Here is a 23,089-nt window from a genome sequence, read left to right as displayed (position 1 = left end):
ACAAAGGGGGTCACTACGTGACCCGTGCTATCCCTCCCCGCCACTCATCGCGGGGTATCTCGCACAATTTAGATGAATCAGCCAACTCAACACGAATTACCCTCCTACTTAAATCCCAACGACCTTGGTCCGTGGGGTATTTACCTAGAGCAGGTCGAGCGTGTCGCGCCCTATTTGGGCAAGCTGGGGAAGTGGGTTGAAACCCTAAAGCGTCCTAAACGAATCCTTACCGTTGACATTCCAGTAGAACTGGATAACGGTACTATTGCTCATTTTGAGGGCTATCGCGTCCAACACAATATGGCTCGCGGCCCCGGTAAAGGCGGTGTCCGTTACCACCAAGACGTTACATTATCTGAGGTCATGGCTTTATCTGCCTGGATGTCAGTGAAATGTGCAGCAGTCAACGTGCCCTTTGGCGGCGCGAAAGGTGGTATACGAATTGACCCCCGTAAATACTCCCAAAAAGAGTTAGAGCGTGTGACTCGTCGATACATCACCGAAATTGGGATGATTATCGGCCCTGATAAGGACATTCCCGCGCCCGACGTTAATACAAATGCTCAAATCATGGCTTGGATGGTTGATACCTACGCCATGAATACCGGTCAGTTAGCAACAGGTGTTGTCACCGGTAAACCTCTGTCACTGGGTGGCAGCTTAGGCCGCGTCGAGGCCACAGGTCGCGGCGTGTTCACGGTAGGTGTAGAGGCTGCACGCGATGCAGGCATTGATCTGAACGGCGCGCGGGTGGTCGTTCAAGGCTGTGGCAACGTAGGTGGTATTGCTGCCAAGTTGTTCCACGAAGCCGGTGCTAAAGTGATTGCGATGCAAGACCACAGTGGCACGATCTACAACGCCTCTGGTTTAGATGTACCGGCTTTATTGGGTTCCTACGAACCACAGCAAGGTATCGTCAGCACAAAGGCGGGTGACACATTAAGCGCAGAGGAGTTCTGGGCGTTGGAGTGTGAAATCTTGATTCCAGCTGCACTAGAGAATCAAATTACCGTCAAAAATGCGGATTCTATTCGTGCCAAAATCGTGATCGAAGGCGCTAATGGCCCGACCACCCCAGAGGCTGACGACATTCTAAACAGCAAAGGCATCGTGATTATTCCTGATGTGATTGCGAATGCGGGTGGTGTGACCGTGAGCTATTTTGAGTGGGCGCAAAACTTTTCCAGCTATTTCTGGGAAGAAGACCTTATCAATGATCGTTTAGGTCGTATGATGCGCGATGCCTACCAATCTACCGCCACTGTTGCAAAGCAGCACAATGTCACATTACGTACTGCTGCTTTTATTAGCGCCTGTACGCGTATTTTAGAGGCCAGAGAGTTACGCGGCTTATATCCTTAATGGTGTAATAAGCATGTGATAGTGGCCGTTTTCTGCATCTATCACATGCCTGCCGCTCTACGACCGCAAAAGCTGTTTATAATGTGTTTTTCAACTCTCTACTACGGCCAAAACAGTGACCGTTCCTACTGATTCTGCTGCTTACGCGGTGCAAGTACATAATATCCATAAAGCCTTTGCTGATCACAAAGTCTTAAAAGGCATTTCGTTTCGTGCCAATCAAGGCGATGTGCTATCTATTATTGGGGCCTCGGGTTCTGGCAAAAGCACATTGCTGCGCTGCATCAATCACTTGGTCATTCCAGATCAAGGCGAGGTCTGTATTGGTACGGATGTACTACGCAGCCATGCTAAACGTGATGGCACAATGATAAGTAGTGACCCCAAACTACTTGAGCAGGTACGAGCCCGTTTAGGAATGGTGTTTCAGAACTTTAATCTCTGGTCACACCGGACGGTAGTACAAAATGTCATCGAGGGCCCTATTCAGGTCAAAAAGGTCTCTCGTCCCGAGGCAACTGCCTATGCGCTGCACCTCTTGGACAAAGTCGGTTTAGCCCACAAAGCCGATGCCTATCCCTCTGAGCTTTCAGGCGGTCAACAACAACGCGTTGCGATTGCGCGTGCTTTGGCTATGGACCCCGAGGTCATGTTATTTGATGAGCCTACATCGGCTCTAGACCCCGAGATGGTCGGCGAGGTACTACGTGTTATCCGCCAACTTGCCGAAGAAGGCCGTACCATGATTTTAGTCACGCACGAAATGCAGTTTGCGCGTGAAGTATCCAACCATGCTATTTTTATGCACAACGGTTTGTGCGAAGAGTCCGGCGCGCCTGCTGATGTATTCGACAGTCCGCAATCAGCGCGTTTACAGCAGTTTTTACAGCCATTGGCTTAGGTTAAGTTAAGGAGACCTCTATGAATTTCAAAAAGACCCTACTGGGTGCAGGCTTAGTCCTCATGAGTGCGGCCAGCGTTGCCGCTACCTCTTACAAAATTGGCACCGAAGGGGGTTACCCACCTTGGAGCATGGTGGATGCCGCTGGTACAGTCACTGGCTTTGATGCCGATGTGGGCGCGGCCTTATGTGCCAAGCTAAATGCGGACTGTCAGTTTGTGGTGCAGTCATTTGACAGTCTGATTCCTTCTTTAAGCGCAAACCGTTTTGATTTAATCATCTCTGGTATGTCCTACACGCCTGAACGCGCTAAACGCGTTAATTTCAGCACGCCTTATGCTGTAGAAGACGCTATCTTTATCCTAAAAGCAGACTCTGAGATCATCAAAGCGGATTCCGCAGAGGCGATTTTTGCAGGTGTAGCAGGTAAAACAATTGGTGTTCAAGGTGGTACTACACATGGTGCCTACCTAGCCAAAATGGCTCCTAAGGTCAAAATCAAGGACTACGAAACACTAGATCAAATGCAAATTGATTTAGATGCCGGTCGTTTGGATGGGACTTTTGCAGACCTTACCTCACAGTCTCGTTTTTTAAAGCAGATGAATAATGCAGATTTTGCTTTAACCGATACGGTTATTAAAGGGTCTTCTGATCCAGAAACACTGGGCTATGGTATTGCTGTCGGTATCCACAAGGATAATGCCGAGTTAAAGCAAAAGGTGGACAACGCCCTATGTGAGTTAATCAAAGACGGCACCGTTAAGTCAGCCAGTGAAAAATGGTTCGACATTGATATTGCTAACTACGACGCGTGCAAATAATTAACTAACGACTGATAACGATGCTGGAAACCCTATTACGCATCCTCAACGACGGTTGGGGCTGGATGTTTTTGCGCGGCACTATCATGACCTTGTTTATCTCGGTCTTTGGTATGGCCTTAGGTGTGATCATCGGCATTGCCGGTGCCAGCATCAAACTCAACGGCCCGCGGTGGTTAAGCGGGCTGGTTAGTTTGTACACCACCGTTACTCGCAGTATCCCTGAACTACTGATTATCTATTTGCTTTTTTTCGGCTCTATTCATCCGGTTGCCCAGCTTGGCGATTGGCTACATGCCGAAGACCTAATCAATAGGTGGTTTCCTGCTGCTGTTGGTATTTTAGCTATTGGCTTAATTGCGGGTTCTTATAGCGTTGAGGTATTCCGAGGCGCATTACAAGCCATTCCTGCAGGTCAAATCGAAGCCGCTAAAGCTATCGGTATGTCACCTTCGCAACGTCTGTGGCGCATCACCCTACCGCAAATGACGTGGTTTGCCCTGCCCGGTTGTAATAATGTATGGCAAACTGCCCTCAAAGATACCGCCCTGATTTCCCTCGTTGGTTTAGTGGAAATTATGCGTGCGGCACAACTGGGGTCTGCTGCCATGCGCGAACCGCTGGCTATGTATTTAATCGCCGGTTTTTTATTTTTTGTTATTGGTGCTGCTAGCCAAGCGCTCTTTGTGATCGCTGAAAAATATGCGGGCCGTGGGATGAAGGCAGTCGCATGATTCACTGGGAAGAATTCACTCAAACCGTCGCTATTCTATGGAAAGGCTTTGGCCTCACCTTATATATTGGGTTATGGGGGATTGGTTTAGCACTGATCGTTGGCGTTAGCCTAGCCTTAATGCGCCTTTCGGGTAATCGCCTCCTTTCGGCCTTTGCTTTTAGCTACAGCACTGTGTTTCGTGGCACGCCCTTATTAGTTCAATTATTTTTGCTCTATTACGGGGTGGGCATGATTGGGTGGGTAAAAGATGTTCCTCTTTTATGGTGGCTGTTTAGCGATGGTACGCGTACCGCTATCTTAGCCATCACGCTCAATAGTGGTGCATACGTAGGCGAAGTCTTCAGAGGTGGGTTTCAATCCGTCCCTAAGGGCCAAATCGAGGCCGCCCAGTCCATTGGCATGTCTGCCTGGCAGTGCTTTAAACGCGTTCGCTTTCCTCTGGCTATCCGTCAGGCTTTACCGGCCTATAGCAATGAAATTGTCATTGCTATAAAAGGCACAAGCCTTGCATCTACTATTGCCGTGCTGGAATTAACTGGGTATGCTCGTCGCATCATGAGTCAAAACTACGCGATTATGGAAACCTTTATCATCGCTGGTTTACTGTATTTAGCTATTAACTTTAGCTTGTTAGCTCTGGTTCATTTGGTTGAGCGTCAACTAAAAATTCGTTAATTACACGCTACATACGCTCTCTCTATGTAAAGGCGAAAGTATGAGTGATAAAAAAAACATTGCTCTGGTTGCTACAGGTGGCACTATTGCCGCAAACCATGCAAGCCAAACCGGGCTCGGTGATTACACGGTAAATCAGTCTATTGAACAACTCATTCACGCTATTCCGGCCCTAAGTGAGATCGCCAATCTCAGCGCTCATGAGGTCTGTAATATTGATAGTCGTGACATGAGTTTCGCCTTACAGCATCAACTTATCCATCAGGTGCAGCTGCTTTTAGCTCGTACAGATATTGATGGGGTGGTGATTACTCATGGCACCGATACCCTAGAAGAAACCGCCTTACTTTTACACTGGTGCATTAAGAGCAGTAAACCAGTCGTAATTACTGGCGCTATGCGCCCTGCTTCGGCACTGAGCGCTGATGGGGCATTAAACCTGTACCATGCCATTCTGGTCGCCAGTAGTGCCGATGCGCATGGGGTAGGCACTTTGGTTTTATTAAATGACACGCTCTACAGTGGGCGTTTTGTACAAAAAACGCATACGTCTACGCCTGATGCGTTTTCAGCCCCTACAACGGGTGCTTTAGGGGCGGTTAGTCAGGGCGTGGTCTATATCAACACGGTGCCTAGACGCCCTTTTGGTGCGAACAGTGCCTTGGTTTTGCCAGCAACGCCTGCGTTGGCTAAGGTTGATATTCTTTTCGATCACGTAGACGCCAACCCTAATTTATACAAAGCCTCGGTGCTGTCTGGGGTTAACGCCATTGTAATAGCGGCCTTGGGTAATGGTAGTCTTAGCCCTGCAGCACGAATCGGCGCTGAATACGCAGCCAAACATAACGTCATCTGTATACGTGCTAGCCGTATTCCTAACGGCGCCGTCAGCCCTTCGGAACAAGACAAACAATACCAAACGCTGCCTGCGCATCAATTTCATGCGGTGGCGGCTCGTACCTTAGCGGCCTTGGCGTTAGCTCAACATGCAGACCGAGCAGAGCTGGCCTATTATCTACGCCATTACTAACTTTAGCTGCTGTTGGCTCTGAAAGCTTCTATAGGTTTGTGTCACTGGGTCGGTAAAACCGATGGATCTGGCTAATAACTGTAAGGGATGTCTAAAGTCATCGGGGGCTAATGGCGGCTGACCTGCCGGATAGTAACTATCGTGCAAAATAGGCGTGCCCAAGGCATTCAAATGCACTCGTAGCTGATGTTTACGCCCCGTAATGGGTCGCAGCAAATAACAGCTTATATCCCCATGCTGTGCATCATGCCAACGCCGTAACACCTGAATATGGGTTTCGCTATTGGGTTCACCGTCTTGCTCTACCATCAAAAACTGACCTTTGGGTGCCACAATACGACTTTTATATACCAAAGGAAAAGTCACCGAATGGTTACTTTTTGCTATTGCCTCGTATGTTTTATCAATAGATTGGGATTGAAACAAACTTTGATAAACACCACGCAGGGCGGGCTGCCTACAAAATAACAGCACGCCAGCTGTTTCACGGTCTAAGCGGTGCAAGGGCGTAATCGTAGCATCATTAAAATGCTGGCGTACCCGTGTTAAAGCGGTATGTTGTAAATATTGCCCCCCCGGCGTAGAGGCTAAAAAATGGGGTTTATCTACCGCAATAATACAATCATCAGCATATAAAATAGGCATATCAAACGGAACCGGTATTTCGTTTTCCACCTGCCTAAAATACCAAAGCCATTGCTCGGCTTGATACGGGCTATCTGCGCGTACTGCTACGCCTGCCGTATCCACAATGTCACCGCGAGCTAAACGCATGCACAAATCTGCATCTGCCACGTATTTAAAACGTTCAGACAAAAACGCCCCCATGGTTGTCCAGTGACCTTTAGGTAACCAGACCCGACTGGGAGCGACCCCATTTTTTGCAGCCAAAGGAGCGACAAGCGCCTCTGACCGTGATGCTGCCTTAGTCATACCGATCTACAGTTTAAAATCCGTGAACCGATATCATACGCTGTGTGCTGCCGCTACTAAATAGGAACCGTATCACTTAGTTTTTTTCACACCAAAGCAATGCTCCATTGCGGGAAAAGAACCATCACGAACCTCGTGTGCATATTGCTGGGCCGCATCACGAATGACAGAGGCCGCATCACCAAAGTTTTTTGCAAAGCGTGGGATACGATCGCCACTTAATCCTAAAATATCTTCAGTCACTAAGACCTGCCCATCGCACGCAGGAGAAGCCCCTATCCCAATGGTAGGAATACGTAAGGTTTCAGTAATACGACGACCTAGGGACTCTGCCACCCCCTCGATCACGACCGCAAAAGCACCGGCTTCTTGGTGGGCGAGTGCGTCAGCCACAATACGTTCAGCCGCCGTTTCGTTCATGCCTTGGGCTTTAAATCCCCCCATGGTATTGACGTACTGCGGCATCAGTCCCACATGAGCTAAAACCGGAATACCACGCTCCACCATAAAGCGTGTGGTCTCTGCCAAAGCAACGCCCCCTTCGATTTTCACCGCAGTTGCTCCGCTATGCGCTAACATAAAAGCGGCATTTTCAAAGGCTTGTTGTGGTGACACCTGATAACTGCCAAAAGGCATATCTATCACCACACAGGCTTGTTGCGTTGCATTAACAACCGCAGCACCATGATCGGTCATTTGTTGTAGAGTAATACTTAAGGTATCACGCATGCCATAACCAACCATTGCCGTCGAATCACCGACCAAAATCAAATCAACGGCAGGATCTATTAAGCGAGCAATGGGCGCACTATAGGCCGTTAGGCAAACTATTTTCTTGTTGCCTTTATATGCCATTAATTCCGGTACGCTACGACGTTTTATCTCACTGTGTACACTCATTCCAACCCTCATAAAAAATAGAAAACAAACAGGAGCCTTTTATGACAAAGTCCAGCCCTCTTATTACCTTTACTACTGGTAATCAAGCCCCTCAGTTAGGTTTTGGCGTCTGGCAAATCCCGAACGACAAAACAGCTGCTGCCGTACAAACGGCTCTTGATGCTGGTTATCGCCTCATTGACACCGCCACCATTTACGAGAATGAAGATGGGGTAGGTCAAGGCCTAAAAGCCAGCGGTTTACCACGACATGATTATTTTATTAGCACCAAAGTCTGGAATGATAGCCACGGCTTTGATGCCACCAAGGCTGCGTTCTATCAGAGTCTAGAACGTTTACAACTGGACTATGTCGATATGTACCTCATCCACTGGCCAGTTCCTAAAATTAATCAATATGTAGAAAGCTGGCAAGCCATGATTGAGCTGCGTAACGAAGGCTTAATTAAAAACATGGGTGTGTGTAACTTTAACGCTGAACATATTGAAACACTACTCAACGAGACGGGCGTGTCACCTGTAGTTAATCAAATCGAACTGCACCCTGGATTTCAGCAGCAGGCCATGCGCCAATTCAATGCTGAGCATGGCATTCAGACCCAAGCATGGAGTCCAATGGGACTAGGCACATTATGGGACAACCCAACTTTAGCGGAAATTGCTGCAAAGCACCAACGTAATGTGGGACAAATTATGCTGCGCTGGCAAATTGAGCTGGGTAATATGGTCATCAGCAAAAGCGAGACACCTGAGCGTATTCGCAGTAATTTGGATATATTTAGCTTTAGTTTAGACGCCGATGATCTACGTGCTATTGCCGCCTTGCATTCAGATCAAGGGCGACTAGGCCCCGATCCCCAACTATTCCGTTTACCAAAAAATTAAATGCAAAACCCAAGCACTGCACTTTGGCAATTTCAGCCCCACCCCGACCCGGTATTAGATGATTGGCTATTTGAGCCCGGCTCGTTAACGGCAAGGCTCAAAGCGCTTAGTCAACAGCACTTTGAGGTGCAACCACTCCGCGAGGGCTGGCTTGCCTTACGTGCAGACGAGGCTGAAGCGCTCAAGGTAGACATCACTACCACAGCATGGGTTCGAGAGGTCTTTTTACGTGGTCATAATCAACCGTGGGTCTTTGCCCGTAGTATTGCCACCAAACAGTCTTTAGAGCAAAGTGGTTTTCCCTTAGCTGATTTAGGCACGCGTCCTTTGGGCGAGGTCTTATCCCTACACGAGTCCTTTGTGCGTGGGCAACTACATACCTGTCGTTATCCGGCCCACTGGTTGCCCGCACCCTATAATCAACGCCCCGCTTGGGCAAGGCGTTCTTGCTTTAGCAAAGACGCCTTGCAGGTTTTAGTCTGTGAGGTCTTTTTAGCCCCATTATGGCAGTTTCAGGGGCTAACTATTCCTGAGGCGTAGTGGCTGTCACGTCCCCTGCTTTACGCGCTGCGCCCGACACAAACACAAACACCAATGGCACTAAAGCAAAACTGAGTAGCAACGCCATAGAAGCCTGTTGCGCGCTTTCGATCGTGCCTTCATTAAAACCGGCTGCAGCGGTAATCATGCCTGCTACCGCTGCCCCTATAGACATGGCATATAACTGCAAGGTGATGATGGCTGAGGATGCCAGATTTTCTTGGCCTGGCTCGGATGACTTAAAAACTCGGGTCAATAAATGAGGCCAGATCATCCCTACCCCTAACCCCACCCCAAATAAAGGGATATATAGCAGCCACAGGGCATGCAGTTCGGTTTGTAAACCCTGCCAAGGTAGCAGTAGCCCTAATGCTGCCAAGCTAATCGCTGACACCACTGGCCCAATTCGTAATAGTTTATTCGCAAAAAGTGGACTACGACTTGCCATCATGACGGAACCTACCGTCCAACCAGCAGACATCAGCGCTGTCATATAACCAGCTGCTAAGGGGCGTACCCCATGAATGGTTTGTAAGAAGTACGGAATGAAGATCTCGCTGGTCACGCCAATACTCATTAACGCTATGCCCGCATACAAACTGCCTAATGGGTGTTTGATGGAGTACGTACCATGCGGAAATAATGGGTTATCACTGTTCGCATCATCTCGTGCCATGCCATATAAAATGGTTAATACAATCACAAACGAGAGCGCAATCAAGAGCCACGACTGGGCTAGACTACCAAAGGCAATCACAATCACAGACCACGTCAGAAAGGCAATTTTTAACAACGGCGGACGAGTGACGGTGTGGTGCCGATTTTCTTTGCGGGTTTTTAATTGTGTGGCAACTAATACTGTGATGACTAAGGCGACGGGAATAATAGACCAAAAAGCCAACCGCCAATTTCCGCTTTCAGCAAAAATCCCACCTACCGCAGGCCCCGCCAGCGTCGCCACCCCCCACATGCTTGAGATTAACGCCATGGCTCTTGGCCATAAACGTTCGTCAAAGACCATGCGCACGGAGGAATAGCTCAGTCCTAACAGCAACCCGCCGCCAAAGCCCTGTATGGTTCTGGCCCCCAGCATAAAAGGCATTGAAGGACTGACTGCCGCGGCAATAGAGCCCAGCATAAAGATCAAAATAGCGAGTAAATAAGAAGCGCGTAAGCCCAAGTAATCAATCAGACTTGAAGACAGCGCTGACCCCAAAATGGATGCCGCCACAAATAGAGTGGTATTCCACGCATAGTATTCCAAGCCGCCTATGTCCTCTACGACAGACGGTAAAATCGTGGTCACTATATAGACGTTGATCGCATGTACTGCGACGCCGCCGGATAAGGCAATAGAACGTAAGCCATTGCGCCCAGATAGTAATTCACCCCATGTCGCAGTGGGGGGTAATGGTGTTGTGCTCATGCGCGAAACCTTTAGCGTTAGTGTGCTTGAATTGCTGCTTATATATTTATGTAGATGCAATATGTACCAATAGTTACTATACTCACCCCCTTACTGTCTTAAGCAATGGCGTTGAAAACCATTGTTTCATTATGATTCAACTCAATGATGTCATTGCGTATCATGCAATACCAAGAAGTCTCTGCTATTTTAATTATTATTTTAACAATGGTGACCTTAGTCGATGCCTTTAGCGGCTGGCTACGAAAGCGTTTTAGCTAAAAAAAAGCCCTCCGTGATGGAGGGCTAAATGATGAATGTTGGGGCACATTCAGCGCCTGACTCTTGGGTAAGGAGAAACCAAGTCAGACTTTCAGCCACCTAATACAAGGGGGTAATTACGTGACTGATAGTAGTTAGTCTGTAGAGGTAGGGAGTAGTTCCCCATAAAAACGTAACAGAACGTAATTTTTTGAGTCCTAATTACGTGTTTTAGGATTCCTCAAGAAAGCCCCGTAGTTTTTTCATGGCAGCAGATTCAATTTGTCGAATGCGTTCTGCAGACACCCCGTATTCAGCGGCTAAGTCATGCAATGTTAAGCCCTTATCATCCTGCAACCAGCGGCTTTCAATGATGCGTCGTGAGCGATCATCCAAACGCGCTAATGCATTTTCAAGGCCAGGGCCTTGGAGCTGAGTATGAGCGCGTTGAGCCAGCACATTAGAGGGTTCTAGTTCGCCCTCGTCCGATAAGTAAGAGATCGGGGCAAAGGTGGAGTCTTCGTCATCATTGCCATACGGTGAGTCGAGGGCCATCTCTACGCCTGACATACGTAATTCCATTTCGGATACGTCCTGAGGACGCACGTTTAATTCACGTGCGATGTCATCTACCTGAGCCGGGTCTAGTGTCTGTCCGTCCTCTGGGCGCATGCGGCGTAAGTTAAAAAATAGTTTACGTTGCGCTTTGGTGGTGGCGATTTTAACCAAGCGCCAGTTACGGATCACAAATTCATGGATTTCGGCTTTAATCCAGTGCACGGCAAAAGAGACTAGGCGCACGCCACGCTCGGGATCAAACCGTTTAACGGCTTTCATTAGCCCAATGTTGCCTTCTTGGATGAGGTCAGCATGGGGTAAGCCATAGCCTAAGTATTGACGCGCAATGGACACCACCAAACGCAAATGCGACATGATGAGTTGACGAGCCGCGTCAAGATCGCCGTCTTTTTGAAGACGTCGACCTAGTTCTAGTTCTTGTTCGGGGGTCAGCATAGGTTGCTGATTCACCGCCGTGATATAGGCCTCGATAGTACCCAACGCGCCTGGGTTGGATACCGCTGCGGCCAATTGGTTATTTGGTAGAGCCAATGTAGTTGTACCTTGGGTCATCTCGTATCCTATAAAATGATGTCTACGTTTATTTTCAATAACACACCAAATTTTAAAAGTCTAACTGTACTATTTTAGCACTGTATTGACGAGTATGCTAATAGATCGTCAATTTTCAATTTACACCATATAAGACTTTTAAAAGCCGTAAAAGTTCCCTTTTTTTGTGTATTTTTGCAAGTATTTCTAAAAATACGTCTCTGTTTGAATTGTTGCTTTTTTATGACAGCAAAGAAAAAAGGTCAGGATTTACCCGACCTTTTTCTAAAAATACCATCTATGACGCTACGCGTTTAGTTGCTGGGCATGATGTGCAATATGATCTTGCATAAATGTCATGATGAAAAAATAACCATGATCATATCCTTCGTGCATACGAAGCTGTAAAGGCTGCCCTACCTGTTCGCAGGCTTGTTGAAAAAGATGCGGGTAGAGTTCTCTTTCTAGGAACTGATCGGCTAAACCTTGATCTATTAAGATACCAGCGGCGAAAGGGGCTTGAGACTGATTTGCCATCAGGCTGCTGGCATCATATTGTTGCCATGTAGAGCGGTCTGATCCCAAATAACCCGTAAAGGCTTTTTCACCCCACGGGCAATGCGTGGGTGCAGCAATAGGAGCAAACGCAGAGACGGATTTAAATTTGTCGGTATGACGCTGTGCCAATACCAAGGCCCCATGACCACCCATCGAATGACCAAAGATTCCTACCCGTTGCGCATCACCTGGAAGCTGTGTGGTCACGAGTTCAAATAGTTCGTTTGCCACATAGGATTCCATCTTATAGTGCTTTGCGAAATCAGGGGTGGTCGCATCTACATAAAACCCTGCACCTGTGCCAAAGTCCCAGTTGTCGTCTTCGGTGGGCGCACCAGCACCACGAGGGCTGGTATCTGGCGCCACTAAAATTAGTCCATGCTGCGCGGCGTATTGTTGGGCCGCACCTTTAGTCATAAACGTGTCTTCGGTACAGGTTAAGCCTGCCAAATACATGACGACGGGCAAACGCGTCGTCCCCATAGGGGTACCACCGTCTATTTTGGCAGACGTGGCACCACTTTGTTCTGGCAAAAAAACGGAAAACTTCATGGGTAAGCCAATGGCTTGAGAATCATGTTGATAATAGCGCTGCCAACCACCAAAACATCGGTGTTCGCTGACTAAGTCTAACTGAACCGTCATTTGACCTCCTTGTGCCCCATCGTGAGCGTCACAATGGGGTTCATACATTACGCGGACTAGAACATCACCACAGAACGGATGGATTCACCACGCTGCATCATATCAAAGCCTTCGTTGATTTGATCCAAGCGTAAATGATGAGTAATTAAGTCATCAATGTTGATTTTGCCATCCATGTACCAGTCAACAATTTTTGGTACATCCGTGCGACCGCGCGCGCCACCAAACGCAGAGCCTTTCCAGACGCGACCAGTCACTAATTGGAATGGACGGGTGGAGATTTCTGCACCTGCCTCGGCTACGCCGATAATAATAGACTGCCCCCATCCGCGATGTGTGCATTCCAGAGCCTGACGCATCACCTTGGTGTTACCAATACACTCAAAGGAGTAATCAGCCCCACCGTCTGTTAATTGAATAATGTGATCCACTACATTTTCAACTTCGTTGGGGTTGATAAAATCAGTCATCCCAAATTGACGGCCTAAGGCTTCACGATCTGGGTTCAAGTCCACGCCGATAATTTTATCTGCGCCTACCATTTTGGCACCTTGGATCACGTTCAAGCCAATACCACCCAAGCCAAACACAACGACGGTAGCACCGGCTTCGACGTTGGCGGTAAATAGCACGGCACCTAAGCCTGTAGTCACACCACAACCAATGTAGCAGACCTTATCAAAAGGCGCATCATTGCGGATTTTAGCCAAAGCAATCTCTGGCACAACGATGTGATTGGCAAAGGTGGACGTACCCATGTAGTGATGGATAGGTTGACCGTCAATGCTAAAGCGAGACGTACCATCAGGCATGACGCCTTTACCTTGTGTGGCACGAATTGCCGTACACAAGTTCGTTTTTTGCGATAAACAGGATTTACACTGACGACACTCTGGTGTGTACAGGGGAATCACGTGATCGCCCGCTTTAAGGGAGGTCACACCCGCGCCGACCTCGACGACGACCCCCGCCCCTTCGTGGCCTAGAATCGCAGGGAACAAACCCTCTGGGTCTGCGCCTGATAGGGTGTATAAATCCGTATGGCAAAGCCCGGTTGCTTTGATTTCGACTAGTACTTCGCCCGCTTTAGGGGCTTGAAGCATCACGTCTTCGATAGTTAGCGGCGCGCCTGCTTTCCAAGCAATGGCTGCTTTAGTTTTAATCATTTTACCCTCCGAATATCTGTGTAGCATTAAACAATGCTCAGTGTAACTGTTGTTCGTCTTTTTCCAAAAGCGATTAAGGTAGCTCTAGCTCAGCCACGATGGGGGCGTGATCGGATATTTGTTTCCACGGAGAGCCATGTAGGACACGGGCACTGCGCACAGCAAAGCCGCGTTGATAAATGCGATCTAAACGTAGCCATGGGAAAACCACCGGAAACGTGCGGGGCGGTGGCGTCATACGAGCCGCGCCATTTGCACCCAGTTCAGGCATAGTGGCTTTGACCTTACCATCATTGGTAAAGCCCTGACGTAGCCACTGCATCGGTTTTTTCAATGCAAACCGCTTACGATCTAGCCCATCAGGCGAAAAAGAAAACACCTCGTAGAGGCTGAGTTGTTCTACAAACAAAGGAGCTAGTTTATTTGACCAGTCATTAAAATCACCTGCGATGATTAGAGGTTCATCTGAGGGAACAAGGTCTTTAATCCGTTGCACTAGGGCTTGAGTTTGACGAGTTCGTCCACCTGCGAACAGGCCTAAATGCACCACAATACAATGTACTGCCTGTCCGTCAATTTCGACCACACCATGCAATAAGCCGCGCTGCTCTAAGCGGTGATCTGAAATGTCTTGGTTTTCATATTGCAGAATAGGATAACGCGATAATAGCGCATTGCCATGATCGGTATGTTGGCGCACGGCATTACAACCATAGGCTGTCTGCATGCTGAGGGCTGCGGCTAAGGATTCGTGCTGCGCGTCTAACGAGCCGCGCAGCTCGTTACGTCCTTGAACCTCTTGGAGAAACAAGAGGTCTGGAGATAAGTTATACAGCCCGAGCCGTAAATCAGCCAACGATTCGCGATTACCTGTTGCGGAACGACCTTTATGAATGTTGTAACTAACGACTCGGACTATAGACACAAACTTATTTCCTTAAACGGTTGGTTTTGGCTCCGTGGGGCGTAAACGAATATGTAGTTCTTTAAGCTGCTTTTCGTCTACAGCAGATGGCGCATCCGTCAACAAACACTGTGCGCGTTGTGTTTTCGGGAAGGCGATGACGTCGCGAATTGAGTCCGCACCTGCCATCATCGTGACCATACGGTCTAGACCAAAGGCCAAACCACCATGAGGAGGCGCCCCGTACTGCAATGCATCTAACAAGAAACCAAACTTAGCACGGGCTTCTTCTTCGGTAATTCCTAGCGCCGCGAAGACTTTACTTTGAATGTCAGCACGGTGAATACGAACAGAACCACCCCCCATTTCCCAGCCATTCAATACAATATCATAGGCTTTGGCTAAGACTTGGCTTGGGTCTGTTACGAGCAAGTCCTCGTGACCGTCTTTGGGGCTAGTGAAGGGGTGATGCGCTGCCACATAGCGTTTGGCCTCTGCGTCATACTCAAACATGGGGAAATCCACAACCCATAGTGGTTTCCAACCGGCTGTAAACAACCCATGTTTACGACCGTGTTCACTGTGACCAATTTTAATGCGTAATGCACCAATGGCATCGTTCACTACGTTTGTTTTATCTGCGCCAAAGAAGATCAAGTCGCCGTCTTGAGCGCCGGTACGTTCGATCAATTTGCTCAAGGCCGTATCGTGAATGTTTTTGACGATGGGAGACTGCAATCCAGCAGGGATAGCAGAGGCATCATTGACCTTGATGTAGGCCAAGCCCTTTGCACCGTAAATACCGACAAATTTAGTGTAGGCATCAATTTCGCTGCGAGACAGTTCACCGCCAGCGGGTACTCGTAGCGCAACCACACGACTATTTGGGTCTTTAGCAGGCGTAGAGAACACTTTGAAATCGACGTCTTCCATTAAGTCAGCCACGTCAGTGAATTCCATGTTCACACGTAGATCTGGTTTATCAGACCCAAAGCGATGCATGGCTTCTTTCCAAGACATCGTTGGGAATGAAGTCGGCAAATCAACATTCATCACGGTACTAAATACGTAACGCACCATGTTTTCAAAAATGTCACGGATTTGGACTTCGTCAAGGAAGGAAACCTCGCAGTCAATCTGTGTAAATTCAGGTTGACGATCTGCACGTAAGTCTTCGTCACGGAAACATTTAGTGACCTGATAGTAGCGATCAAAACCCGCCACCATGAGCAGCTGTTTAAATAACTGTGGAGACTGCGGTAAAGCAAAGAATTCGCCAGCATTTACACGTGAAGGCACCAAGTAATCACGCGCACCTTCGGGCGTGCTTTTGGTTAGCATGGGAGTCTCTACGTCAATAAAGCCTAGATTATCTAAGTAGCCACGTACTGCGCGCGTTACGCTGTGACGTAACATCAGGTTTTTTTGCATGTGTGGACGACGTAAGTCCAAAACACGATGCGTTAAACGGGTGGTTTCAGATAGGTTTTCATCATCCAACTGAAATGCCGGTGTGATGGACGGATTTAGGATTTCGATCTCTGTACATACCACCTCTACCTGCCCAGAGGGCAAGTCGGGGTTGATCGTGCCTTCGGGACGTGCGCGGACTTCGCCTGTAATACGCAAACAGAACTCATTACGAATGCGCTCTGCGGTAGCGAACATATCGGCATTATCCGGATTAACCACCACCTGCGCCAAACCAGCACGGTCTCGTAAATCAATAAAAATCACACCACCATGGTCACGTCGGCGGTGTACCCAGCCAAATAATGTGACGGTCTGACCCAAATGTTGGGTGTTTAAGTCGCCAGTGTAGCAGGTACGCATCTAGGAGGACTCCAGTAAACTTGTAAATAATATAGGACAAAAGAGGGCGAAGACGCCCTCAAGGTTTAGTCAGCGGAACCAGATGCCCCACCCGTTTTAGGGCCTCGGAAATCTGTTTCGTACCAACCATTACCTTTCAGTTGAAACCCAGCTGCTGTTACCTGTTTTTCGTAGGTAGACTGATTGCATTCAGGGCAAACCGTAAGTACAGGGTCAGACATTTTTTGCAGTACATCTTGCTCGTGTTGGCAAGCGCTGCATTTATACGCATAGATAGGCACGACTAATCCTATAAATCAATAATTAATATAACAATCGTAATAACTAATTTTAACGCGTTTGCGCACCCTGCGTATAGGGCTAAGGCGCGCAAAGCCATGCATTAAGACATTAAACGGGCAATAAAAACATAACGGCGGCAATAAGTGTGGGTACGGCAGCCGAAAGCAATAATCGTAAAGGTGAGATAGCCCCATCTGGGAACGTCCCCTTTAGGATAGAAAAACCAGCGGGGTTCGGTGCGTTGGCAATAACCGTTAAGCCACCACCTGTGACCGCGCCAGCAACTAGCATGTAGCGCCATACATCGCTAGTCCCCTCGACCAAAGAGCCTAAATACGTCAATGCAGCATTATCCGTAATCGCGGTCAGGGCCGTTGAGCCTACAAACAAGGCCATCGGTGACATGCCGCCCAGCAGGTCTTGTAGCCACCATTTTTGTAGGCCACCTAATACCACTAGACCAGCTAGGAAAAAGCCCACCATCAGACCTTCGCGAATCATCAATGGGTTTTGGTATTTGTTGTACGCCGTTGCATAGCCGACAAACATCATCAACATGCCTAAGAAAATAGCTGTGTGATGCGCTGACAAAACAATACCGATCAAAAACACCAAATGAATCATCATTACCGTTACAGGAACATCTAGGCGTTTTTTAGTTTGTGTTTCCTGGGGGATAGATTCGGGGGCCTCTGCTAAGGCAGCACGGCTAATGAAGGTTAACAGCGCTGCATTAATAATAACTGCCACCGCAGCACGCCAACCAAAGGTGGATGCCATAAAAGCAGTATCCCAATTAAAGGTTTGAGCCACCATCAATACAGGAGGAGCCGCATACGACGTCAGTACGCCACCGATAGAAATATTAACAAACAATACCCCTAAGGTTAAATATTTAAACCCAGCACGACCGGAACGTTTGAAATACTGATCTCGTAATAATAAAGCCGCCAGTGTCATCGCCGCAGGCTCTGTAATTAACGAGCCAAACAGCGGCACAACTGACATCGTGACAAAAAACATCGCATATTCATTGCGTAGAGGCAAAATAGCAGCGATGAGTTTCACAAGTTTAGACACCATCTCTAAGATGGGTCGACTGGCCGCCACCACCATAATGGCGAATACAAACGCGGGTTCGGTAAAGTTACGGCTATCCATGTATTCAATGGCCTTATCCACGCCAATAAATACGGTGATGAATACCATTAAGATAAAAGCCCAAACACCGAAAACGGCCTCGACTTCGGACAGCATGTGCCACAAACCAGCATGTGGGCCACCCTTATTTGCCAATCGAGCAAATACAGGTACTGAGAAGGTATGAATAATTGCCGTTGCAAACAATACGGTTGCAACGATTTCCATTGTGGTTGGCATGGTGCACCTTTTTTGTAACGCCTTAATCGGCGGTCTGTCTCAAAATACTTGAATATGTTGCGATAATTCAAAAACTGGCGTTATTTTACACGCCTAGTCCAAAACCGCGAATGATTGAGTTTAATTTATTAAGGTTCCCGCCAATGCCGCCGCAACCAGCAAGACACCCACTGTCATATTTGCGCGAAACAAAGGTAATCCTAATTCACGCTTTTTTGGATCAAACTGATAGACCTGCCATGCTAAATGCACGGCAATTGCTGCCATGATGACAAAATAGGCCCAGCTCATGCCCATGGCATAACCGGCCCACATCCACAATACGATGCTGATGCCATAGAAGCCCGTCAGCCATTGTTTCCCGTTATCACCAAAACGAATCGCTGCGGATTTAAGCCCTAGTTTTAGGTCGTCTTCCATATCAATGTAGCCATAAATCGCGTCATAACCGATTTGCCAGCTTACCGCCCCCACCCACATCGCCACTGCGGCTAAAGGCACACTGTTTTGTGTGTCAGACCAGGCCATGAGCATTCCCCAATTAAATGCCACTCCCAATACAGCCTGTGGCCAATGCGTAAACCGCTTGCAGAGTGGATAAATAATCACAAAAGGCAATAGCAATAAGGCTAACCAACGACTATAGGAGTTAATCGCAAGTAATAACAACGCAGCAACGAGCAACTGTATAAAGACAAAAATCAGGGCATTACGTAAGCTAAGCTGACCGCTGGTTAAGGGTCTAAAACGGGTACGCTCTACTTTGTTATCAAAGTCACGATCAAAAATGTCGTTAAAGCAGCACCCTACGCCCCGCATCAATAAGGCACCAAAAGAAAAAATAATGAGTCGCCATAGGTCGGGCCACCCACCCGCAGCTTGAATCAAGGCGGCAATACAAGGCAGCAAGGTCAACCATGTGCCTACCGGTCGATCTAAACGGCACAAACGGGCATACGGCCCCCATGATTGAGGTAACCACTGGGCAACCCAATCATCGGGTCGCATGTCGGCCAAATCAGGCCGTTTATTGTTTTCAATGGGGGAGGGAAAGTGGGGCTGCATAATCGGTTATTTCAAAAAAACAAACAGCCGTGACGGGCACGGCTGCAAGATACACACGCTGTAAAGAATTAGCGCTGTTCGCGGATCAATTGACCTAAGATTTCAATGCCCTCGCGGATACGGTCTTCGGTTACGGTCACGAAGCTCAGGCGGAAAGTGTTGCGTTTGGGTTCACCTGCGGCATAAAAGGGTTCGCCCGGTACAAAAGCCACATTACGCTCAATGGCTTTTTGTAATAGATCCTGTGAGTCCATGTGATCTGGCAACGTCACCCACAAGAACATACCGCCCTCTGGACGTGTCCATTTTACGTCATCAGGAAAGTATTTTTCCATGGCGTCCAACATGTACTGGCATTGACGCTTGTACAAATCACGTACCGTAGGCAAATGAGCCGTTAAAAAGCCGCCTTTTATGGCCTCGTAGACGGCCATTTGGGTAATAGAGGGTGAGTGTAAATCAGTGGCTTGTTTGATTTGAACTAATTTATCAATAATTGCAGCAGGTGCAATGATATAACCTAAGCGCAAGCCTGGGGCTAATACTTTAGAGAAAGAACCCAAACGAATGACGGTTGCACCGGCCTTACGGCCTAGATGCAATAGGCTAGGCTGGGGCTCGCCTTTATAGCGTAATTCCCCGTACGGGTCGTCTTCGACGATAGGAATCCCAGCACTAGCGCAACGCTCTACTAAGTCTTGACGACGCTCTGCGCTCATGGTGCGACCCGTTGGGTTTTGGAAGTTAGGTAACGCGTAAATAAAACGTGCACCCGCTGCCTTTGCGGTAGAGACTTCGGAGGGAATCAAGCCACCATCATCGGTATCCATTGAGACATATTCAGGTTCAAAAACGGAGAACGACTGCAACGCACCTAAATAAGTAGGGGACTCTACTAAGACCTTGCTGTCGGTATCAATAAAGAGTTTGCCCAACATATCTAATGCCTGCTGGGAACCAGAGACAATCAACACCTCGTTTACATTGATCTTAACGTCATCCGTGCTGAGGTCCTGAGCTACCCATTCACGCAATGGGGTGTAGCCTTCGGTAGGACCATACTGCAATGCAGAACGACCTTCGGTGGCTAAGACTGAGTCAAAGGCTTGACGTAGTTCAGAAATAGGGAAACCGTCAGCCGAGGGCAAACCGCCCGCAAAAGAAATAATTTCTGGTCGTGTAGTGACCTTTAGGATTTCTCTGATAGCAGAACTGGTGAGCTGATTGGCTCGGTTAGAAAAAGTATATGAGGTGTGAGAATCCATGATGTGACGATGACCCTGAGTAAAAACAGTTAATTACATCAACAAATATAGTTATACACACTAGATTACAGTATTAAACCTAAAGCGTGAATAGCCAAAGGCACTTCAGCTGGCTTCAGCCCGTATTTTCTCACTCATTCGGCGGCGAAATAACAAAGCGCCCTGATCTGACGGAAGACTTAAACGAGCCCCTTTTGCGTCCATGCCTTTTTGAACCGATTCAAGAACCACCTTATCTTCATTGAATGCAGCGCGAACATCTTCGTTGAAGATTTTAGATACCTCATCATCATTAGGGCTGAAATTGCGCAATTGGAACCAAAAATAACGCGTGTTTTTATCGTCTATAGGTGTCAAAAAATTATAGGAATCCATTAAAAACACATCAGGATGGAAGGGCTCGTTTTCCGTCGCTGTGCCTGCGGGAGTAAAAATAGCACGAATCACAGCATGCGCTGGGTAGCGCATTTCGTATTGCTGCTTTCTATCGCATTTACCCTCAAATTTAACGAATTTTTTATAGAAAGGAGACACCTCAATATCACGTAACCAACGAGATACCGTTACCCCATTCTCTGCCTCGTCCACCTGTAATGGCACACCGATCAAATCATTGCTGCCAAAAGAGGATTGATGCACCCATGTTACATGGGACGGGTCGAGTAAATTATCCGTGATGTATTGGTAGTTACAGGCGATTTCCATGGCATCACCTCGGTTAACACCCCACTCTGGGTCATCCCATTCTTTAATATCGATGATGTCGTCTGCGTTTGCTTTAGTGGCATCGCCCATCCATACCCAAATCACCCCGTATTTTTCTACAGCAGGGAAATGACGCACTACGGCGGCGGCAGGGATCTCCGTTGCTGTCGGCGCCCCCACACATGCCCCAGAGCAATCAAAACGTAATCCATGATAACCACACTCGATGCTATCGCCCTGCACTCTGCCCATAGATAGAGGCAAGCGGCGATGAGGACAGGAATCCTCTAGCACCACCACAGAATGGTCTAGTTTGCGAAATAAAACTAAAGATTGATTTAGCATTTTTACCGCAAAGGGTTTACGGCTTATATCAGAGGCCAAGGCGGCGACATACCAAGCATTTTCTAGGAACATGATTGCAATACACGTAAAAAGAGTAGTAGATCACTCTATAATAAAGCTAAATTAACTAATATAAATTGCGTTATATTTTAGTTTATCTAAAGTATCAATAAGGCAACCCACCTATGGCTGATCTTCCCCCCTTACGAGCTCTACAGATTTTTGAAACCGTCGGTCACAGTCAAAATATCCAAGATGCGGCTCGACGCTTGGGCATTAGTGCGGGGGCCGTCAGTCAACAATTACAATTACTGGAGCAGCACCTCAAGGCCGCTTTGTTTTTTAAAGAAGGGCGACGATTACAATTAACCGCGGCTGGGATTGATTTTCATCAGCGTACCACCGAAGCCTTTGAGCTATTACGTGATGCGCAGACGCAGCTTATGTTAGACCAACAGCAGCGCACCCTACATCTGAGTGCCCTGCCCTCGTTTTTAAATGATTGGTTAGTACCACGCTTGCGATCTTGGCAGGCGGAACAAGCCCCAGCCATCGGTTTACATTTGCATGGTTCTCATCATGAGCCAGACTATGCCAATGAGCGCATCGACTTTCGTTTTACTTATGCCCAATCCGTGCCACAGAGCTTGCACTGGGTAGCGTTATTTACCGATGAGGTATTGCCCGTTTGTCACCCTGATTTATTGCAAAATCAGCTTGTGCGTCAACCAAAAGACCTCGCTCAATTACCCTTAATCAATGTGGACTGGCAACCGCGATTTAGCTCGCCGCCAACGTGGTCAGAGTGGTTTAAGCACTATGCCACCGAACAGATTGAGATCCCCGCCGCAACACAAAGCTTTAGCTTATCTCATCAGGCGCTTGATGCAGTGCGCCAAGGCATTGGAATTATGCTGGCACAGCGTTCTTATATAGAGCAAGACCTACAAGCGGGTTTGTTATGCGCCCCTTTTAGCCATGCCTCGTTACCCTTAGCGTGGCCTTATGTGATGACATGGCAACCTTCGGTGTTTAATAAGCCCCATGCCCGTGATTTTCATCGATTTATTTTGCAGCAAAAAGCAGCTGTTGAATACGTATACAAAACGAACGGTTAAAACCGCTAGGTAATGCCAAGATAATTTTGGCGCCACACCGTAGGAGACACGCCATAACGACGTCTAAAGGCATGACTAAAAGCGGTCGCGTCTTTAAAGCCGTGCTGATAGGCCAGCTCAGCGATAGGACGCCGGTATTTTGGGTCTGCTAAGAGCTGACAACTGCTTTCAAGGCGTTGACGTTGAATTTGAAGCTCACCCAGCTAAAGCAAGGTGATTCTTGTTGTCATCGGTTTAGGCGCCGTGATATTCAATCACGCCC

At 47.9% G+C, this 23,089-nt stretch carries 23 protein-coding genes and 1 pseudogene; 10 read left to right on the top strand and 14 right to left on the bottom strand.

Features of this window, described 5'->3' with window-relative positions:
- Positions 1 to 72: 72 nt before the first annotated feature.
- The 6 genes from Q0Z62_RS07675 to Q0Z62_RS07650 all read left to right on the top strand — a co-directional run bounded on the left by Q0Z62_RS07675 (position 73) and on the right by Q0Z62_RS07650 (position 5,528).
- Positions 73 to 1,362: a Glu/Leu/Phe/Val dehydrogenase gene (locus tag Q0Z62_RS07675; RefSeq protein ID WP_298053001.1), complete on the top strand. Its 1,290-nt coding sequence runs from the start codon at positions 73 to 75 to the stop codon at positions 1,360 to 1,362.
- Between the two features lie 115 nt (positions 1,363 to 1,477).
- The gene (locus Q0Z62_RS07670) at positions 1,478 to 2,263 is read left to right on the top strand and encodes an ABC transporter ATP-binding protein (RefSeq protein ID WP_269901102.1); all 786 of its coding nucleotides are present in this window, start codon (positions 1,478 to 1,480) and stop codon (positions 2,261 to 2,263) included.
- 20 nt (positions 2,264 to 2,283) lie between these two features.
- A complete protein-coding gene (locus Q0Z62_RS07665) occupies positions 2,284 to 3,087 on the top strand; it encodes a transporter substrate-binding domain-containing protein (protein ID WP_298052994.1) in 804 nt (267 codons plus the stop codon).
- A gap of 20 nt (positions 3,088 to 3,107) precedes the next feature.
- A complete protein-coding gene (locus Q0Z62_RS07660; RefSeq protein WP_269901100.1) occupies positions 3,108 to 3,821 on the top strand; it encodes an ABC transporter permease subunit in 714 nt (237 codons plus the stop codon).
- Positions 3,818 to 4,498 carry an ABC transporter permease subunit gene (locus Q0Z62_RS07655; protein WP_298052990.1) on the top strand — a complete coding sequence of 227 codons (681 nt, stop codon included), beginning with the start codon at positions 3,818 to 3,820 and terminating at the stop codon, positions 4,496 to 4,498. Before Q0Z62_RS07660 ends, Q0Z62_RS07655 begins: the two co-directional genes overlap by 4 nt.
- A 40-nt stretch (positions 4,499 to 4,538) precedes the next feature.
- Positions 4,539 to 5,528, top strand: a complete 990-nt coding sequence (locus Q0Z62_RS07650; protein ID WP_298052987.1) for an asparaginase — start codon at positions 4,539 to 4,541, stop codon at positions 5,526 to 5,528.
- Here Q0Z62_RS07650 and Q0Z62_RS07645 read toward each other — a convergent pair.
- Both Q0Z62_RS07645 and panB read right to left on the bottom strand, forming a co-directional pair.
- On the bottom strand, positions 5,514 to 6,461 hold the full coding sequence (locus Q0Z62_RS07645; RefSeq protein WP_298052984.1) for a pseudouridine synthase: 948 nt from the start codon (positions 6,459 to 6,461) through the stop codon (positions 5,514 to 5,516). The genes Q0Z62_RS07650 and Q0Z62_RS07645 overlap by 15 nt on opposite strands.
- A gap of 72 nt (positions 6,462 to 6,533) precedes the next feature.
- Positions 6,534 to 7,361: a 3-methyl-2-oxobutanoate hydroxymethyltransferase gene (panB, locus tag Q0Z62_RS07640; RefSeq protein WP_269901096.1), complete on the bottom strand. Its 828-nt coding sequence runs from the start codon at positions 7,359 to 7,361 to the stop codon at positions 6,534 to 6,536.
- A gap of 41 nt (positions 7,362 to 7,402) precedes the next feature.
- Between panB and Q0Z62_RS07635 the strand changes: the two genes are divergently transcribed.
- Entirely contained in the window at positions 7,403 to 8,245 is an 843-nt protein-coding gene (locus tag Q0Z62_RS07635) for an aldo/keto reductase (RefSeq protein WP_269901095.1), read from the top strand.
- Positions 8,246 to 8,785, top strand: a complete 540-nt coding sequence (locus Q0Z62_RS07630) for a chorismate lyase (RefSeq protein ID WP_298052980.1) — start codon at positions 8,246 to 8,248, stop codon at positions 8,783 to 8,785.
- On the opposite strand, the gene Q0Z62_RS07625 is transcribed toward Q0Z62_RS07630, so the two are convergent.
- Entirely contained in the window at positions 8,769 to 10,211 is a 1,443-nt protein-coding gene (locus Q0Z62_RS07625) for an MFS transporter (protein ID WP_298052978.1), read from the bottom strand. The two genes, Q0Z62_RS07630 and Q0Z62_RS07625, sit on opposite strands and share 17 nt — an antisense overlap.
- Before the next feature lie 144 nt (positions 10,212 to 10,355).
- Between Q0Z62_RS07625 and Q0Z62_RS07620 the strand changes: the two are divergent.
- Positions 10,356 to 10,472: pseudogene (locus Q0Z62_RS07620) on the top strand (phosphonate ABC transporter, permease protein PhnE); the annotation flags it as partial.
- A 210-nt stretch (positions 10,473 to 10,682) separates the two neighbouring features.
- Here Q0Z62_RS07620 and rpoH read toward each other — a convergent pair.
- The 10 genes from rpoH to Q0Z62_RS07570 all read right to left on the bottom strand — a co-directional run bounded on the left by rpoH (position 10,683) and on the right by Q0Z62_RS07570 (position 21,781).
- Entirely contained in the window at positions 10,683 to 11,582 is a 900-nt protein-coding gene (rpoH, locus tag Q0Z62_RS07615; protein WP_269901089.1) for an RNA polymerase sigma factor RpoH, read from the bottom strand.
- Between the two features lie 285 nt (positions 11,583 to 11,867).
- The gene (gene fghA / locus Q0Z62_RS07610; RefSeq protein ID WP_298052974.1) at positions 11,868 to 12,764 is read right to left on the bottom strand and encodes an S-formylglutathione hydrolase; all 897 of its coding nucleotides are present in this window, start codon (positions 12,762 to 12,764) and stop codon (positions 11,868 to 11,870) included.
- Positions 12,765 to 12,820: 56 nt separating this feature from the next.
- Positions 12,821 to 13,927 carry an S-(hydroxymethyl)glutathione dehydrogenase/class III alcohol dehydrogenase gene (locus tag Q0Z62_RS07605; RefSeq protein ID WP_269902234.1) on the bottom strand — a complete coding sequence of 369 codons (1,107 nt, stop codon included), beginning with the start codon at positions 13,925 to 13,927 and terminating at the stop codon, positions 12,821 to 12,823.
- A 76-nt stretch (positions 13,928 to 14,003) separates the two neighbouring features.
- A complete protein-coding gene (locus Q0Z62_RS07600) occupies positions 14,004 to 14,855 on the bottom strand; it encodes an endonuclease/exonuclease/phosphatase family protein (protein WP_298052972.1) in 852 nt (283 codons plus the stop codon).
- Positions 14,856 to 14,867: 12 nt separating this feature from the next.
- A complete protein-coding gene (aspS, locus tag Q0Z62_RS07595; RefSeq protein WP_298052970.1) occupies positions 14,868 to 16,667 on the bottom strand; it encodes an aspartate--tRNA ligase in 1,800 nt (599 codons plus the stop codon).
- Between the two features lie 65 nt (positions 16,668 to 16,732).
- Positions 16,733 to 16,948: an FmdB family zinc ribbon protein gene (locus Q0Z62_RS07590; protein WP_269901085.1), complete on the bottom strand. Its 216-nt coding sequence runs from the start codon at positions 16,946 to 16,948 to the stop codon at positions 16,733 to 16,735.
- Positions 16,949 to 17,057: 109 nt separating this feature from the next.
- Positions 17,058 to 18,329 carry a putative Na+/H+ antiporter gene (locus tag Q0Z62_RS07585; RefSeq protein ID WP_298052965.1) on the bottom strand — a complete coding sequence of 424 codons (1,272 nt, stop codon included), beginning with the start codon at positions 18,327 to 18,329 and terminating at the stop codon, positions 17,058 to 17,060.
- A gap of 120 nt (positions 18,330 to 18,449) precedes the next feature.
- Positions 18,450 to 19,394 carry a 4-hydroxybenzoate octaprenyltransferase gene (gene ubiA, locus Q0Z62_RS07580; protein ID WP_269901083.1) on the bottom strand — a complete coding sequence of 315 codons (945 nt, stop codon included), beginning with the start codon at positions 19,392 to 19,394 and terminating at the stop codon, positions 18,450 to 18,452.
- A gap of 68 nt (positions 19,395 to 19,462) precedes the next feature.
- Positions 19,463 to 20,659, bottom strand: a complete 1,197-nt coding sequence (locus tag Q0Z62_RS07575) for a PLP-dependent aminotransferase family protein (protein ID WP_298052960.1) — start codon at positions 20,657 to 20,659, stop codon at positions 19,463 to 19,465.
- 105 nt (positions 20,660 to 20,764) lie between these two features.
- On the bottom strand, positions 20,765 to 21,781 hold the full coding sequence (locus Q0Z62_RS07570; RefSeq protein ID WP_298052957.1) for an aromatic ring-hydroxylating dioxygenase subunit alpha: 1,017 nt from the start codon (positions 21,779 to 21,781) through the stop codon (positions 20,765 to 20,767).
- Positions 21,782 to 21,894: 113 nt separating this feature from the next.
- Here Q0Z62_RS07570 and Q0Z62_RS07565 point away from each other — a divergent pair, with 113 nt between their 5' ends.
- Positions 21,895 to 22,827 (top strand): LysR substrate-binding domain-containing protein, encoded by a 933-nt coding sequence (locus tag Q0Z62_RS07565; protein WP_298052953.1) that lies wholly within the window; start codon positions 21,895 to 21,897, stop codon positions 22,825 to 22,827.
- 5 nt (positions 22,828 to 22,832) lie between these two features.
- On the opposite strand, the gene Q0Z62_RS07560 is transcribed toward Q0Z62_RS07565, so the two are convergent.
- A complete protein-coding gene (locus Q0Z62_RS07560) occupies positions 22,833 to 23,015 on the bottom strand; it encodes a helix-turn-helix domain-containing protein (protein WP_298053004.1) in 183 nt (60 codons plus the stop codon).
- Positions 23,016 to 23,089: the final 74 nt, after the last annotated feature.

The sequence above is a fragment of the uncultured Paenalcaligenes sp. genome, assembly GCF_947630565.1.
GTDB lineage: Bacteria > Pseudomonadota > Gammaproteobacteria > Burkholderiales > Burkholderiaceae_B > Paenalcaligenes > Paenalcaligenes faecalis.
Note: the sequence above shows the minus strand (reverse complement) of the source record. Positions and strands in the feature narration are given on the sequence as shown.

Bases quoted from the DNA above. Each gene is read 5' to 3' on its own strand.
- Q0Z62_RS07570 (WP_298052957.1), bottom strand. From the start codon at position 21,781: ATGTTCCTAGAAAATGCTTGGTATGTCGCCGCCTTGGCCTCTGATATA.
- Q0Z62_RS07645 (WP_298052984.1), bottom strand. From the start codon at position 6,461: ATGACTAAGGCAGCATCACGGTCAGAGGCGCTTGTCGCTCCTTTGGCT.
- Q0Z62_RS07665 (WP_298052994.1), top strand. From the start codon at position 2,284: ATGAATTTCAAAAAGACCCTACTGGGTGCAGGCTTAGTCCTCATGAGT.
- Q0Z62_RS07565 (WP_298052953.1), top strand. From the start codon at position 21,895: ATGGCTGATCTTCCCCCCTTACGAGCTCTACAGATTTTTGAAACCGTC.
- ubiA (WP_269901083.1), bottom strand. From the start codon at position 19,394: ATGCAGCCCCACTTTCCCTCCCCCATTGAAAACAATAAACGGCCTGAT.
- Q0Z62_RS07650 (WP_298052987.1), top strand. From the start codon at position 4,539: ATGAGTGATAAAAAAAACATTGCTCTGGTTGCTACAGGTGGCACTATT.
- Q0Z62_RS07625 (WP_298052978.1), bottom strand. From the start codon at position 10,211: ATGAGCACAACACCATTACCCCCCACTGCGACATGGGGTGAATTACTA.
- Q0Z62_RS07630 (WP_298052980.1), top strand. From the start codon at position 8,246: ATGCAAAACCCAAGCACTGCACTTTGGCAATTTCAGCCCCACCCCGAC.
- Q0Z62_RS07675 (WP_298053001.1), top strand. From the start codon at position 73: ATGAATCAGCCAACTCAACACGAATTACCCTCCTACTTAAATCCCAAC.
- Q0Z62_RS07635 (WP_269901095.1), top strand. From the start codon at position 7,403: ATGACAAAGTCCAGCCCTCTTATTACCTTTACTACTGGTAATCAAGCC.
- panB (WP_269901096.1), bottom strand. From the start codon at position 7,361: ATGAGTGTACACAGTGAGATAAAACGTCGTAGCGTACCGGAATTAATG.
- Q0Z62_RS07585 (WP_298052965.1), bottom strand. From the start codon at position 18,329: ATGCCAACCACAATGGAAATCGTTGCAACCGTATTGTTTGCAACGGCA.
- fghA (WP_298052974.1), bottom strand. From the start codon at position 12,764: ATGACGGTTCAGTTAGACTTAGTCAGCGAACACCGATGTTTTGGTGGT.
- Q0Z62_RS07660 (WP_269901100.1), top strand. From the start codon at position 3,108: ATGCTGGAAACCCTATTACGCATCCTCAACGACGGTTGGGGCTGGATG.
- rpoH (WP_269901089.1), bottom strand. From the start codon at position 11,582: ATGACCCAAGGTACAACTACATTGGCTCTACCAAATAACCAATTGGCC.
- aspS (WP_298052970.1), bottom strand. From the start codon at position 16,667: ATGCGTACCTGCTACACTGGCGACTTAAACACCCAACATTTGGGTCAG.
- Q0Z62_RS07655 (WP_298052990.1), top strand. From the start codon at position 3,818: ATGATTCACTGGGAAGAATTCACTCAAACCGTCGCTATTCTATGGAAA.
- Q0Z62_RS07575 (WP_298052960.1), bottom strand. From the start codon at position 20,659: ATGGATTCTCACACCTCATATACTTTTTCTAACCGAGCCAATCAGCTC.